This window comes from Proteus sp. G2626 (assembly GCF_009915985.1).
Lineage (GTDB): Bacteria > Pseudomonadota > Gammaproteobacteria > Enterobacterales > Enterobacteriaceae > Proteus > Proteus vulgaris.
In genome coordinates this window covers 290,968-304,980 of record NZ_JAABNH010000027.1, presented here as the reverse complement: position 1 = coordinate 304,980, position 14,013 = coordinate 290,968, and the positions used below count along the sequence as shown (strand labels likewise).

Annotated in this window: 11 protein-coding genes; 4 read left to right on the top strand and 7 right to left on the bottom strand. The window is 37.1% G+C overall.

Annotated elements, in window-relative coordinates:
- Positions 1-4: 4 nt before the first annotated feature.
- The 4 genes from GWJ05_RS13945 (at position 5) to GWJ05_RS13930 (ending at position 4,169) form a co-directional block, all read left to right on the top strand.
- Complete coding sequence (locus GWJ05_RS13945; protein WP_036936843.1) at positions 5-1,495, top strand: tripartite tricarboxylate transporter permease; 1,491 nt, start codon at positions 5-7, stop codon at positions 1,493-1,495.
- Positions 1,496-1,635: 140 nt separating this feature from the next.
- Positions 1,636-2,631: a dihydroxyacetone kinase subunit DhaK gene (locus GWJ05_RS13940; protein ID WP_036936846.1), complete on the top strand. Its 996-nt coding sequence runs from the start codon at positions 1,636-1,638 to the stop codon at positions 2,629-2,631.
- A gap of 2 nt (positions 2,632-2,633) precedes the next feature.
- Complete coding sequence (locus tag GWJ05_RS13935; protein ID WP_036936849.1) at positions 2,634-3,239, top strand: dihydroxyacetone kinase subunit L; 606 nt, start codon at positions 2,634-2,636, stop codon at positions 3,237-3,239.
- Positions 3,240-3,257: 18 nt separating this feature from the next.
- On the top strand, positions 3,258-4,169 hold the full coding sequence (locus GWJ05_RS13930) for a dihydrodipicolinate synthase family protein (RefSeq protein WP_036936851.1): 912 nt from the start codon (positions 3,258-3,260) through the stop codon (positions 4,167-4,169).
- Between the two features lie 116 nt (positions 4,170-4,285).
- Here the strand turns inward: GWJ05_RS13930 and GWJ05_RS13925 are convergent, their stop codons facing one another.
- The 7 genes from GWJ05_RS13925 to glgX all read right to left on the bottom strand — a co-directional run bounded on the left by GWJ05_RS13925 (position 4,286) and on the right by glgX (position 14,013).
- Positions 4,286-5,254: a threo-3-hydroxy-L-aspartate ammonia-lyase gene (locus GWJ05_RS13925; RefSeq protein ID WP_161681453.1), complete on the bottom strand. Its 969-nt coding sequence runs from the start codon at positions 5,252-5,254 to the stop codon at positions 4,286-4,288.
- Complete coding sequence (locus GWJ05_RS13920) at positions 5,247-5,648, bottom strand: RidA family protein (protein ID WP_036936855.1); 402 nt, start codon at positions 5,646-5,648, stop codon at positions 5,247-5,249. Before GWJ05_RS13920 ends, GWJ05_RS13925 begins: the two co-directional genes overlap by 8 nt.
- Before the next feature lie 87 nt (positions 5,649-5,735).
- Positions 5,736-6,515 carry a hypothetical protein gene (locus GWJ05_RS13915; RefSeq protein ID WP_123822103.1) on the bottom strand — a complete coding sequence of 260 codons (780 nt, stop codon included), beginning with the start codon at positions 6,513-6,515 and terminating at the stop codon, positions 5,736-5,738.
- A gap of 138 nt (positions 6,516-6,653) precedes the next feature.
- Positions 6,654-9,104, bottom strand: a complete 2,451-nt coding sequence (gene glgP, locus GWJ05_RS13910) for a glycogen/starch/alpha-glucan family phosphorylase (RefSeq protein ID WP_087802412.1) — start codon at positions 9,102-9,104, stop codon at positions 6,654-6,656.
- A gap of 44 nt (positions 9,105-9,148) precedes the next feature.
- Complete coding sequence (gene glgA / locus GWJ05_RS13905) at positions 9,149-10,582, bottom strand: glycogen synthase GlgA (RefSeq protein ID WP_087802414.1); 1,434 nt, start codon at positions 10,580-10,582, stop codon at positions 9,149-9,151.
- Complete coding sequence (gene glgC, locus GWJ05_RS13900) at positions 10,579-11,922, bottom strand: glucose-1-phosphate adenylyltransferase (RefSeq protein ID WP_052038503.1); 1,344 nt, start codon at positions 11,920-11,922, stop codon at positions 10,579-10,581. Before glgC ends, glgA begins: the two co-directional genes overlap by 4 nt.
- Positions 11,923-11,952: 30 nt before the next feature.
- Positions 11,953-14,013: a glycogen debranching protein GlgX gene (glgX, locus tag GWJ05_RS13895; protein ID WP_052038504.1), complete on the bottom strand. Its 2,061-nt coding sequence runs from the start codon at positions 14,011-14,013 to the stop codon at positions 11,953-11,955.

The window sequence follows — 14,013 nt, the reverse complement described above, 5'->3', positions numbered from 1 at the left end:
CAGTATGGATATATTAATTAACGCACTTGCTTATATTGATTACACAACAGTTCTTGTCGTTATTGGGGCTTGTTTATTTGGTCTATTCGTTGGCGCTATTCCTGGATTAACGTCGACCATGGCTATTGCTTTAATGGTGCCATTTACTTTTTTCCTTGAGCCTATTCCAGCCTTAGCATTAATGATCTCTGTCGGGGCATCATCTATATTTGCCGGTGATATTCCTGGCGCATTATTAAATATTCCAGGTACACCAGCATCAGCAGCTTATACGAATGATGCACATTCTTTAGTAAAACAAGGCAAAACAAATCGTGTATTGGGCATGTCATTAACCAGTTCTGTCATTGGTGGCGTGATTGGAACAATTATATTAGCCTCTACAGCACCTCTATTAGCCGAATTCGCTTTAAAATTTAGTTCTTACGAATATATGTGGTTGTCTTTAATTGGCTTAAGCTGCGCAACTATTGTTTCAGGTTCACATATTAGAAAAAGCTTATTAGCACTGTTCTTTGGTATTGCATTAGCTACTATTGGTTATGATGAATTTACAGGACAAGCCCGTTTTACTTTCGGTGAAGTTTCTTTAATGCAAGGAGTCAGTTTTATTCCAGCCATGATAGGGTTATTCGCCATTTCTGGTGCGATTAAATATTACGTTGAACGTTGGAAAGAAAAGCAAGTTACATTGACGGAAGTGAATACTGAAAATGACTCTTACAATATTTTTAAAGGAGTGGGTTGTATTATTCGGCAACGTAAAGGCGGTATTTTTCGTAGTGGGATCATCGGGACACTTATTGGTGCTTTACCTGGCGCTGGGGCAGATATTGCAGCTTGGATTTCCTATGCGGTTTCAAAGAAACTATCTAAAAAACCAGAGAAATATGGTCATGGTTCTGAAGAAGGCGTTGTTGATGCATCTGCCAGTAATAATGCCAGTTTAGCAGGAAGTTGGATACCATCTCTAGTCTTTGGTATTCCTGGTGATTCTGCTGCAGCAATTATTATCGGTGTATTGTATATGAAAGATATGCAACCAGGACCAACGTTATTCTTATTTAATCCTGATAAATTATATGCCGTATTTATTATCTTCTTTATTGCCAATCTTATTTTACTGCCCATTGCTTTTATTGTTGTCAATTTACTAAAAAAGATTGTTGCTATCGATAACGCGATTATTTACCCAGCAATTATCCTGTTTAGTATTGTAGGCTCTTATGCAATTACAAATACGATGTCTTCTATTGTGGTGATGTTGGTAATGGGTGTTATTGGTTATTTTCTTCAAGAACGAAAATTTCCAATATCTCCAATTATTCTAGGCATGATATTAGGCCCAATGTTAGAAAAGAATTTGCTCTCATCCTTAATGAAATCTGACGGTGATTTTATTAGTTTTGTCAATAGACCTATTTCAATGGTATTAGCCAGTGTGTTTCTTCTCATTGTTATTATGCAAATGAGAGGTGCATTGAAGTCTAAATAACGTATTTCGTTTTTATACCAAATAAATTAAGTATAAAGATACTTTTTCAGTATCAGGGAAAACTCATCTTAAATAAGTCAAATAACGTTTTTTTAAGATGTCAGAAATCAGCAGATAAATAAAAAATATCGGGTGATCACATGAAAAAAATATTAAATAAGCCAGAAAATTATGTCGATGAAACATTAGCGGGTTTATGCCTTGCTCATAGTGATATTTATCGTCAGCCACAGCCAAGATTGATTACTCGTTCACAAAAAGCGAATAAACCGAAGGTGGGCATTGTAACAGGTGGTGGTTCGGGTCACTTACCTGTATTTACAGGATATGTCGGTGAGGGCTTATTAGATGCAGCTGCTGTAGGCGATGTTTTTGCTTCACCGTCAGCGGATTTAATGACAGATGCCATTCGTGAAGCCAACAGCGGTTTAGGCGTATTACTGCTTTATGGCAATTACGGTGGCGATATCATGAATTTTGATATGGCGACTGAAACGGTAGATTTTGAGGATGATATTCGTTGTACAACCGTATTAGCCACTGATGATGTCGCTTCAGCAAAACCCGAAGAGGCGCATAAACGTCGTGGTGTGGCTGGGATGATTTATGGCTTTAAAATGGCAGGGGCTAAAGCACAGGAAGGTGCATCGCTTGACGAGGTGACTCGTATTGCTAAAAAAACTATGGAAAATACCCGAACAATTGGCTGTGCATTAACATCTTGTACCTTACCTGCAGTAGGACATCCCACCTTTGATATTGGTGAGGATGAAATGGAAATGGGCATGGGAATTCATGGTGAACCGGGAATTTGGCGCGATAAATTACGCAGTGCTGATGATATTGCTCAAGAAATGTTTGAACGTCTGCAAGCGGAATTATCACTCAAAGCCGGTGATAAGGTTTCAGTATTAGTCAATTCATTAGGCGCAACACCACTCGAAGAGCTCTATATTTTATATAACAAAGTTGCACAGTTTGTTGAAAAAACAGGCGCTACAATTATTCATCCATTAATCGGCCGTTATGCCACCTCGATGGAAATGACAGGGGCAAGTTTAACGTTGTGTAAATTAGATGATGAACTTGAAGCCTTAATGAATGCACCTGCTCATTGTGCATTTTGGAGAGTCTAGCGATGAATATCACTATTGATATGCTAAAACAAGGTGTTGAACGCATTGCAACGGCTTGTGAGCAATCTCAGTCAATGCTGTGTGAAGCAGATAGTCTGCTCGGTGATGGGGATTTAGGGATCACCATGCAAAAAGGGTGGCGACAAATTGCAGACGATGCACAAGATTGGCCTGAAGATTTAAGTAAAGTACTTTTTCAATGCAGTAAATCATTACAAAAAGCCTGTGCTTCTTCTTTTGGGACATTGCAAGCAACGGCTTTTATGGCAATGGCGAAATATTGCAAAGAAAATCAGCTACAAGAAATAGCACCCGCCGACATTTCACCACTGTTAACTGTTGCCTATCAAAGCATGATGGCAAGAGGAAAAGGGGAGTTAGGGCAAAAATCAGTACTTGATATTATTTACCAATTATCTGAAGCGCTAAAACCCGCTTTATCTCTGTTTGAATTAAAAACAGTAGCCTTACAGAGTATTGATAATACGCTTAATGAATTTCGTCAAAAACCTAATTTATTAGGTCGAGCGCGTATGTTCCCAGAAAAATCGATGGGTTTAGATGATCCTGGCATGTTGGCAATTAAAGTTATTGTTGAAGCAATCTGATTTAATAAAGGTCTTAATATGAAAAAATTATTTGGCGTTACAGTAGCAATGGTGACTCCATTTGATCCCAATGATCAAGTGGATAGTAAAGCGTTATCCGCATTAACTGACATGTTAGTTACTCAAGGTGTTGATTGTCTCTATCCTTGTGGCACGACAGGAGAGATGTTACGTTTATCAGCATCCGAACGTAAAAGCGTTGCGCAAACCGTTGTCGAAACAGCCAATAAACGCTTACCTGTCTTTATTCATGTTGGCGCAATGACACTAACCGAAACCCTTGAATTAGCGAAACACGCGGTAGAAATTGGTGCTGATGGCATTGGCGTGGTGACGCCACAATTTTTTGGTGCAACAGACAGAGAATTAGAAAACTATTTTGTGACGGTGGCAAACAGTGTGCCGGATAATTTTCCTGTTTATCTGTATAATATTCCACAATGTGCGGCAAATAATATCAAGCCAGAGTTAGCGGCAAAAGTGCAACAACAGTGTAAAAATGTAATTGGGATTAAATACAGTTTTGCTGATAATAATACAACTTTAAGTTACCTTGCTGTAGCTGATAATTTTTCAGTGCTTCATGGTTACGATAAATTATTCCTAGGTTTATTAGATGCAGGTTGTGATGGTACAGTTTCAGGTTGTGCCTGTGTTTTCCCTGAGCCATTTGTGAATATGTACAACGCCTATATTGCAGGTAATCACCAAGAAGCAAAACACTGGCAACAATTTTGTGTGAAATTTAGTGATGCACTTAAATCAGGTGCAAATATGGCAATATTTAAATCGGCACTGACTATGCGTGGCATAGCTGGTGGTCATATGCGTTTACCACAGCTCGACTTACTGCCTGAAGAAAATCAGCAATTAAAAGAGAATTTAGTGCAATTATGTCAAGAGGCGGGGATTACTTTTTCACTTAATTAAAAGAGACTAAGCAAAAAATACTTTCGTTATCTTAATTGAATGGTAATACATTTATATATCTTAAGCAGTATGAAAAAATAATTCATACTGCTTTTTTAATGATTAATAACATCTTTTTATTGTGCTAAAAAACGACCATATTGTGCGATATCGACATTACCACCGCTGATAATAATACCGATTTTCTTACCTTTTAATTTACCACCAAATTGATGAGTAGCCGCTAAACTTAAACAGCTTGTTGGCTCTACAATAATCTTCATACGCTGAGCATAAAATTGCATAGCAGAAATTAATTCTTCATCCGTTGCAGTTAAAATATCATCCACATTGTTACGAATAATCTCAAAAGTATAATTGCCTAAATGTTGCGTTTGCGCACCATCTGCAATTGTTTTTGGGGTATCAATATGGATGATTTCGCCTTTACGTAATGATTGTTGTCCATCATTTCCCGCTAAAGGCTCGACACCATATATTTTACATTGCGGTGAGAGAGCTTTGGTTGATAATAAAGAGCCAGAAAGTAAACCACCACCACCTAATGGAACAAATAGCATATCTAATTCACCAACTTCATCGAACAACTCTTTTGCAACAGTACCTTGCCCTGCAATAATATGGGGATGATCATAAGGTGGAATTAACGTTAATCCTTTTTTTTGTGCCAGTTGTTGGCCAATTTCTTCACGATTTTCTGTATAACGGTTATAGGTGAGCACGTGACCACCATAGCCTTTTGTCGCTTCTATTTTAGCCTTTGGTGCATCCTCAGGCATGATAATTGTTGCAGGAATACCTAATAGCTTTGCCGATAAGGCAATTGCCTGAGCATGATTACCTGATGAGAAAGTTACGACACCATTTTTACGTTGTTGATCATTAAATTGAGATAATGCATTCATCGCACCACGAAACTTAAATGCGCCCATACGCTGAAAGTTTTCACATTTAAAATAAAACTGCGCCCCTGTTAGTTCATTAATAGTACGAGAGGTTAAAACCGGTGTTTTATTAAGATAAGGCTGAATACGTTGATGAGCTTCAGCAACATCTTTATAGGTAGGAATAGGCAATTTATTCATAAGATTGCTCCTTGATCACCACGGCTTCAATTTCAATTTTACTGCCAAAATGGAGCTCTTTTACACCAGCAACGACTCTTGCAGGCCTATGTTCGCCAATCCATGTTGCATATAGCTTATTAACAATAGGCCATTCGTTAATATCTGTCACATAGACTTTAACTTGAACAATATCAGTTTTCTTTGCATTAATTCCGAGAAGACAAGCATTTAAGTTTTCAAGCACTTGTATGATTTGAATTTCAACTGGTTTGTCTGCTAAAGGTTTACCTTGTTTATCTAAAGGCAGTAATCCTGAAACAAACGACATATTATTTGCAGTCACAACATGAGAGTAATGCCCACCGGGTGAAGAGAGGGCTTCAATATTTCGTAGTGTAAGATGTGAGGCCATTTCGTTTTCCCATTTCACTTAAGTTAGATAAAATGTACACTTAACTATACATAATGTCTAATTTTAGATCAATAGTATCATTTATCGCTACAAGTTAAATGCATATTTAGGATAAAAAATGTTATCCTTTGTTTTATTATTTTCTTCTTGAGCTTTTTTTTCAATTATAATTTTAATAGCATCTTTTATTTTAAAAAAATTAACTTTTTGTTCATTTTTTAACAAATCATTGTAGATATTTTCAGCCAAAAAACAGTAAAAATCGTATTTTAAATGACAATCATTAGAAATCCCTAATTTATTTACAGCCTCTACTACGTCAGGAATATCTACTAATTGTTGAATAATAGTGCTTTGAGCCGCACCATTATTTAACTTTATATCTGCTCTATTAGCTATATAAAAAAATATACTTCTTTTACTCTCGTTAGGTATAGCAATATTATAATTTTTACATTGCTTATCTATTTCATGGTGAATTATTGAAGAAGGTAAAACTTCTTTTTCATCCTGACACCATCCAAAAAAAGTTTCATCTGCTTTTGCGTAAGAGTTTCTTAGTTCTTTTGCAAATCCCTCTATATCTCCTTTGTTTTTATGTAAAACATCTTGCTTAAGATAAGTATTAAATATTTTATATATTAAGTCTTTACTGATTTTAGAAATATTTACATTCAGATCTATTTCATTTTTTTTGTAATCCATGGGGATCTCTAAACTTGTATTATTAATAGTTTTAATCTTATTTAAAATACTTTCATAATAATTCTCTTTAATGCCAATTTTAATTTTATTAAAAGTATTATCTAAAAAAAAAGAATTATGTAAATAAGGTTTGTTTTTAAAATGTTTTTCAATCTTCATCATAAATACTCCTTCATTCTTAATGCGAAGTTTGACAGAAGAAAAAAACAAGTTCTTTCATAAATAAAACCAATAAACTTAAACAAAAAACCGCGCATAAACCAAAGCGCGGTTACTGTTCTATCCTTATAAATTTAGCTTTTACAATGTAATCGCTGAAGCTTTCCAAATTCTTTGCATATATTCTGTTACTGCACGATCTGCAGAAAAATAGCCCATTTGACAAATAGTTAAAGCTGATTTTCTCAACCAAGCATTTTCATCTTGATAGAGCCGATCCACGCTATCTTGAGTGTCCACATAACTACGGTAATCTGCGAGCACCTGATAATGGTCGCCAAATTCAATAAGGCTATCAAAGATTGATTTATATTTATCAGGATTGTTTTGATTAAAGAAGCCATTGGCGATTTGATTCAGCACAGTATGCAACTCAATATCTTCATCGTAATAGCGACGTGGTGAATAACGCAGCCTTAATTCAGCGACTTCTTGTGCATTATGACCAAAAATAAACATATTTTCAAAACCAACATGTTCACCAATTTCAATATTTGCACCATCCAGAGTTCCGATAGTGAGCGCACCATTTAGCGCAAATTTCATATTCCCTGTACCAGAAGCTTCTGTGCCTGCTAAAGATATTTGCTCAGATAGATCTGCGGCAGGAATAATATGTTGCGCTAAACTCACACCGTAATTAGGAATAAAGATAACTTTTAGTTTATCTTTAATACGCACATCATTATTAATTTTCACCGAAATATCGTTGATAAGATTGATAATTTTCTTCGCATTATAATAAGCAGAAGCCGCTTTACCACCAAAAATAAACACACGAGGAACCCAATTTTGCTCTGGGTTTTGTAAAATACGATTATAACGAGTGATAATGCCTAACACATTGAGCAGTTGACGTTTATATTCATGAATACGTTTTATTTGCACATCAAATAACGCATCAGGATTAATCGTGATATTCAAATCTTGCTGAATAATGTTAGCCAAGTTTTGTTTATTTAATCGTTTTGAATCTTTTAGTTGGTGTAAGAAATTGTTATCTTTTACTAATGGCATTAATTCACCTAATTGCTCTAAATTGGTTCGCCAATAAGTACCAATTTGGTTATCAATGATTTGAGAAAGAGAAGGGTTGGCTAATGCTAGCCAACGACGTGGTGTAATACCATTAGTAATATTGCAGAATTTCTTAGGATAGATCATCGCGAAATCAGCAAATAATGATTGTACCATTAATTGGCTATGGAGCTCAGAAACACCATTGACTTGATGACTAATAATTACCGCAAGCCAAGCCATACGGACATTACGACCATTTTCTTCATCAATAATAGAAATACGGCGTAATAAGTCGTTATCCTCAGCGTGTTGTTCTCTAACGTATTTTAAGAATTTATCATTAATTTGGAAAATGATTTGTAAGTGACGAGGAAGCGAGCGACCAAGCATATCAACAGGCCAAGTCTCTAATGCTTCCCCCATTAATGTATGGTTGGTGTATGAAAATATATGAATGGTTTGTTCCCATGCTTCATCCCAGCTAAATCCGTGATTATCAATAAGCTGGCGCATTAATTCAGGAATAGCAAGAACAGGGTGAGTATCATTAAGATGAATGGCTATAAAATCTTTTAGATTATCAAAGCGTTGATGTAGATGGTAATGGCGTTGCAAAATATCTTGAACAGAGGCACTGACTAAAAAATATTCTTGCTGTAAACGTAACATTTTACCTGATATTGTCGAATCATCTGGATAAAGAATACGAGAGATATTTTCTGAGCGATCTTTTGTTTCTGTCGCCTCTAAGTATTCCCCTTTATTAAATTTACCTAAATTAAACGCACTATTCGCTTTAGCAGACCATAGTCGAATTGTATCTGTTGCCTGCGTGTTATAGCCAGGAACAATAGAATCATAGGGTTGAGCCATCACATTTAAGGTATCAACCCAATAATTATTTTCACCTTCTTGTTGTAAACGCCCACCAAAACCGACTTCAAATAACAGATCATAGCGAGGGAACTCCCAGGGATTCCCTTTTTCAAGCCAGTTATCCGCAACTTCATGTTGTTCACCATTTTCAATTTTCTGACGGAACATGCCGTATTCATAGCGAATACCATAACCTGTCACTGGATAACCTAATGTGGCACAAGAATCAAGAAAACACGCAGCTAAACGACCTAAACCACCATTACCTAAACCAGGATCAGGCTCAAGTTCAATTTGCTTTTCAAGATCAAGCCCTAGTTCTTTTAATGCACCTTTAACTTCGTGATACACTCCTAAAGAGAGCATCGCATTCGTTAAAAAACGGCCCATAAGAAATTCCATCGAAATGTAATAAACCTGTTTTACTTTCGGTGAAAGCTCCGCTTTGGTTGATTTCAACCAACGTTCAACTAAACGGTCTCGTATAGCGTAGGAAGTTGCATTTAACCAATCTGTTGGTGTGGCGTATTTAGGCGAAGTACCAACAATAAACATCAGTTTATAAACAATAGAACGCTTTAACGATTCAACGTCCTTATCTGGTGATGAATAATCAAATTCACATAACTTTTTCATTATAAATCTCTTTTGGTGATCCACAGGTCAAATAGACATCTTGTCTATAAACGGTGATACAGCGCTGCATATGCCTTAGCTGCTGTTTCCCAACTAAAAATAGTTTGGTTCATCGCATCTGTTTGAACTTGTTGCCATTGTTTTGGCATCTCCCACAGGGTAAAGGCACGATTGATAGCAAGGCGCAAATCATCAGGTGTTGCTTCATGGAAAACAAAACCTGTTGCTTGATGATGGGCTAGATTTTCTAATGAACAATCATTCACCGTATCAGCTAATCCACCTGTGTGTCTCACTAAAGGAAGTGCGCCATATTTCAAACCATATAACTGAGTTAATCCACAAGGTTCAAAACGACTAGGCATCATAATCACATCAGCACCCGCGACAATTTGGTGTGAAAAACTTTCGTCATAGCCAATATGAGTAGCAACATGTTGAGGATATTGTTGTTGAGCATGTAAAAATGCGGATTCAAGATGGCTATCACCTGTGCCTAACAACACAAACTGTCCAGCTTGATCAACAATATCGGGTAATACGTCAATCACTAAATCAAGTCCTTTTTGTGATGTTAAACGGCTCACAACAGCAAAAAGAGGGGCATTATTATTAACAGGTAAACCGCATTTTTTCTGTAATGCTGTTTTATTATCTAGGCGTTTATTGAGGTTGTTTACATCATAGTGACGTATAATTAAGTCATCCGTTGCAGGGGTCCAAATCGCTTCATCTATGCCATTTAATATGCCACTTAATCGTTGTTCATCCGTACGTTGACGCAATAAACCTTCAAGTCCATAACCAAATTCAGGGCGAGTTATCTCTTTGGCATACGTTGGGCTAACCGTCGTAATATGATTTGCATAAAACAAGCCCGCTTTTAAGAATGAAATTTGTCCATAATATTCCAGTCCATTAATTGAAAAGCTGTAATCAGGTAATTCAAGTTGATGCAGATGATAAGGTGAAAACTCGCCTTTATAAGCTAGATTATGAACTGTAAAAACCGATTTTGCAGAGTAGTGTTTTACAGCCAAATAAGCGCAAGCTAGCCCAGCATGCCAGTCGTGAGCATGAACAATATCAGCATGCCATAAAGGGTCTAATCCTGTGGATAATTCACTGGCAACCCAACCTAATAGGGCAAAACGAAAAACATTATCACTATAAGCATGTTGATATTCATCGTGATAAGGGCTACCTGCTCGTTGATAAAGATGAGGCGCATCAATAAGATAAATATCAACACCTTGATATTGGCCATAAAGTAAAGAAATATTACCTACAAAAGTATCAACATTAGTAACTAATTTAAGATCAGCAATATTATCTTTAATCGCAGGAAAAGCGGGTATAACGACCCGCGCATCTAAGCCTATTTTTTTTTGCGCTAGGGGCAAAGAGCCCATAACGTCCGCTAATCCCCCTGTTTTTAATAGAGGGAATAATTCAGAACAACAATGAAGCACATTCACGAAAATGCCTCCTCATTTTGAGTTTTTTGTTCTGTGTTTTTTTCAGCGGAGTTTTCTTTACGTACCAATTGCTCAAGCATTTCTCTTGTAACGAGTACAATACCTTCTTCAGTGCGATGGAAACGGGCCGCATCATCTTCTGCATCCATACCAATGACGGTCCCTTCTGGGATAGTGCAACTACGGTCAATAATGCAACGTTTTAAATAACAGTGATGATTCACGGTAACATCTGGCAAAATAACGGAATCTTCAATATGGCAGAAAGATTCCACGCGAACTAATGGAAATAAGATTGATGAATAGAGGGTTGAACCATTGATAATACAACCGTCGGCAATCAATGAATTCATCATTTGTCCATGTTCGTCGTGATTATCTTGCACAAATTTTGCAGGTGGCAGTGGCGTCATAAAGGTGCGGATTGGCCAATCTTTGGCATACATATCAAGCTCAGGTGTCACTGAGGCTAAATCAAGGTTAGCAGACCAATATGCTTCAATAGTTCCTACATCACGCCAATAAGGTGGTACTGAAGGATCAGAACTGACACAAGAAAGTTCAAATGGATGAGCTAACACATCGCCACGTTCAGTAATTTTAGGAATAATATCTTGACCAAAGTCATGATGTGAATCAGGATCATGGCTATCTTCTTCTAGTAAATCAAAAAGATAGTCTCTATCAACTACATAAATACCCATACTTGCCAATGAATGATCGGGATCATCTGGAATACACGGTGGGTTAGATGGTTTTTCTAGAAAATTTAGCACTCGACGATTTTCATCGATGTCCATAATACCAAATTGGAATGCATCTTTTTTAGGTACTCGAATACAGGCAACAGTAAATTTTGATTTATTTTCAAAGTGGTCGAGCAATAAACGTGCATAGTTCATTTTATAAATATGATCACCAGCTAAGATCACCACGTATTTAGCTTTGTAGCTACGAAGAATATCAAGGTTTTGATATATCGCATCAGCCGTACCCATATACCAATGATCCGTATTACAACGTTGTTGAGCAGGTAATAAATCAACAAATTCATTCATATCTTCGTTAAAGAACGACCAACCACGTTGAATATGCTGAACTAAGGAGTGCGATTGATATTGAGTTATTACACCAATACGACGAATTCCTGAGTTAAGGCAGTTAGACAGTGTAAAGTCGATAATTCGAAATTTCCCACCAAAGAAAACCGCTGGTTTTGCCCGTTTTGCTGTCAATGCTTTTAAACGCGTACCACGACCTCCCGCTAAAACGAGTGCAATTGCCTCTTTAGGAAGTTGTTGTGCCAACATTAATTTTTGGCCTTGTTCTGTTGTCATCATAGTTATAGCACTCCAATCAAATTACTTAACTCAGGAGGAAATATTGGGTAATTTTTTAGTAGAAGACGGAATATCAAAAACGTTATTTCGCCAAAGAGTGATACTGTTAGGTTGTACTTCACAATGCTGAGACTGTGTTGGGTGACAAAGAGGCCAGCGAGTCGTATCAAGCAAGCAAGACCAAGATCCTTCAGGTAAAGAAAAAACAGCACTGTTTCTTAACGGATTAATCATTAAGATCCATTGTTGCGCTAAAAAAAGTTGTAATGGTGAGGGGGGAAGTTGTTGCCAATCTTCATGGCTCATTGATTGAGCATTTTGATTGAGCCAAATAACGTCTTCGCTATCTTCTTTCCACCATTTAAGCGAACTTAAAGGCGTAATTTGGTGACGTAATTCAATAAGGTGGCGAATGTAATTAGTTAAGTCATAAGGATGTTGAAACCATTTGATCCAACTGACTTTATTATCCTGGCAATAAGCATTGTTATTACCGTATTGCGTATTACCCACTTCATCACCGGCGAGTAAATGAGGAGTTCCTCTAGAAAGCAATAAAGTTGCCAACATATTTCGAATCGCAAGCAATCTGTGTTGACCTATTTTTTCGTTAACAATCAACCCTTCTTCACCAAAATTCACACTGTAATTGGTGTTGTGTCCATCTAGATTTGATTCTCCATTCTCCTCGTTATGTTTGTTCTGATAACTCACCAAATCCCGCAATGTAAAACCATCGTGGCTAGTGATCATATTGATACTAGAATAGGGGGGACGGCCGTTTTTATGGTATAGCTTTGCTGAGCCAGTAATGTTGTCTGCAAATATCGCAATAGACACATCGCGCCATAACCAAAAACGACGAATAACATCGCGATAACTATCATTCCATTCTGTAAATGGCACAGGGAAATGACTAACTTGATAACCATCAGAGCCTAAATCCCAAGGTTCTGCGATAAGTTTAATGCGTGAAAGAAGTGGATCTTGTCGAATAGCCGTTAACAATGGTGATTGCGTATCAAAATAAGGAACGCGACCAAGGCTGGTTGCTAAATCAAAGCGGAAGCCATCAATATGAAATTCGCTAACCCAATAGCGTAGACAATCCATTACCCATTGCACTGTTTCAGGGCGACTTAAATTTAAAGTATTGCCACATCCCGTCCAATTTTGAGCTTTATTTTCGTCGTTTAACCAATAATAACTTTGGTTATCAATACCACGTTGCGAAACAATATAACCTTCAAATTGGTCGCTTAATTCCGCTGTATGGTTAAATACCACATCTAAAATCACTTCAATATTGGCTTTATGTAAGCATCTTACGGCTTCTCGAAATTCATCAATAATATTCCGACCTGAATTGGAATAGTATTGGGTCGATAAAGCAAAGGGGGCTAATACGTTATAACCCCAATAATTTTTTAATCCAATCTTATGGAGATGTGGCTCTGTTAAATGATATTGAACTGGTAATAATTCTAATGCCGTAATGCCGAGCTTTTTTAGGTGTGAAATAAAAGCAGGGTGCCCTAATGCCGCATAAGTGCCTTGTAATTTTTCTGGTATTTCGGGATGTAGTTTTGTCAATCCCTTCACGTGTCCTTCGTAAATAATGGTTTCTGACCACGGTATATTTAAACGCTGATAAGTGCCTTTTTCTTTATAAGAATGGCAAAAACAGCCACTATCATCTGTGATAACTGCTTTAGGTGTAATCGCACTATCATCATGCTCTAATGCATTAAAAACAGGGGAGGTGTAAGGTAATGTATTATCAACAATACCAGTTACCTGTTTTGCATAGGGATCTAATAACAATTGTTGCGGTTGATAGAATAAACCTTGCTCTGGTGCCCAGACGCCTTCAACACGATAACCATAATGCAAACCTGGGCCTGCACCCGGTAAATACCCATGCCAAATAGCCCCCGTTTTGCCGGGTAATGGATAGCGGATCTCTTTGCCTGCTTTATCAAACAAGCAGAGTATGACTTTAGTGGCATTATCACTAAATAGTGTAAAATTTACTCCGTAGCCATCATAATGACTGCCCATAGGAAAAGGGCGACCATAGTCTAAAGACAT

What these genes read in the sequence shown, in the direction of transcription:
- GWJ05_RS13945 (WP_036936843.1), top strand. Translation starts at nt 5, where the DNA reads ATGGATATATTAATTAACGCACTTGCTTATATTGATTACACAACAGTT.
- GWJ05_RS13940 (WP_036936846.1), top strand. Translation starts at nt 1,636, where the DNA reads ATGAAAAAAATATTAAATAAGCCAGAAAATTATGTCGATGAAACATTA.
- GWJ05_RS13935 (WP_036936849.1), top strand. Translation starts at nt 2,634, where the DNA reads ATGAATATCACTATTGATATGCTAAAACAAGGTGTTGAACGCATTGCA.
- GWJ05_RS13930 (WP_036936851.1), top strand. Translation starts at nt 3,258, where the DNA reads ATGAAAAAATTATTTGGCGTTACAGTAGCAATGGTGACTCCATTTGAT.
- GWJ05_RS13925 (WP_161681453.1), bottom strand. Translation starts at nt 5,254, where the DNA reads ATGAATAAATTGCCTATTCCTACCTATAAAGATGTTGCTGAAGCTCAT.
- GWJ05_RS13920 (WP_036936855.1), bottom strand. Translation starts at nt 5,648, where the DNA reads ATGGCCTCACATCTTACACTACGAAATATTGAAGCCCTCTCTTCACCC.
- GWJ05_RS13915 (WP_123822103.1), bottom strand. Translation starts at nt 6,515, where the DNA reads ATGATGAAGATTGAAAAACATTTTAAAAACAAACCTTATTTACATAAT.
- glgP (WP_087802412.1), bottom strand. Translation starts at nt 9,104, where the DNA reads ATGAAAAAGTTATGTGAATTTGATTATTCATCACCAGATAAGGACGTT.
- glgC (WP_052038503.1), bottom strand. Translation starts at nt 11,922, where the DNA reads ATGATGACAACAGAACAAGGCCAAAAATTAATGTTGGCACAACAACTT.
- glgX (WP_052038504.1), bottom strand. Translation starts at nt 14,013, where the DNA reads ATGTCTTTAGACTATGGTCGCCCTTTTCCTATGGGCAGTCATTATGAT.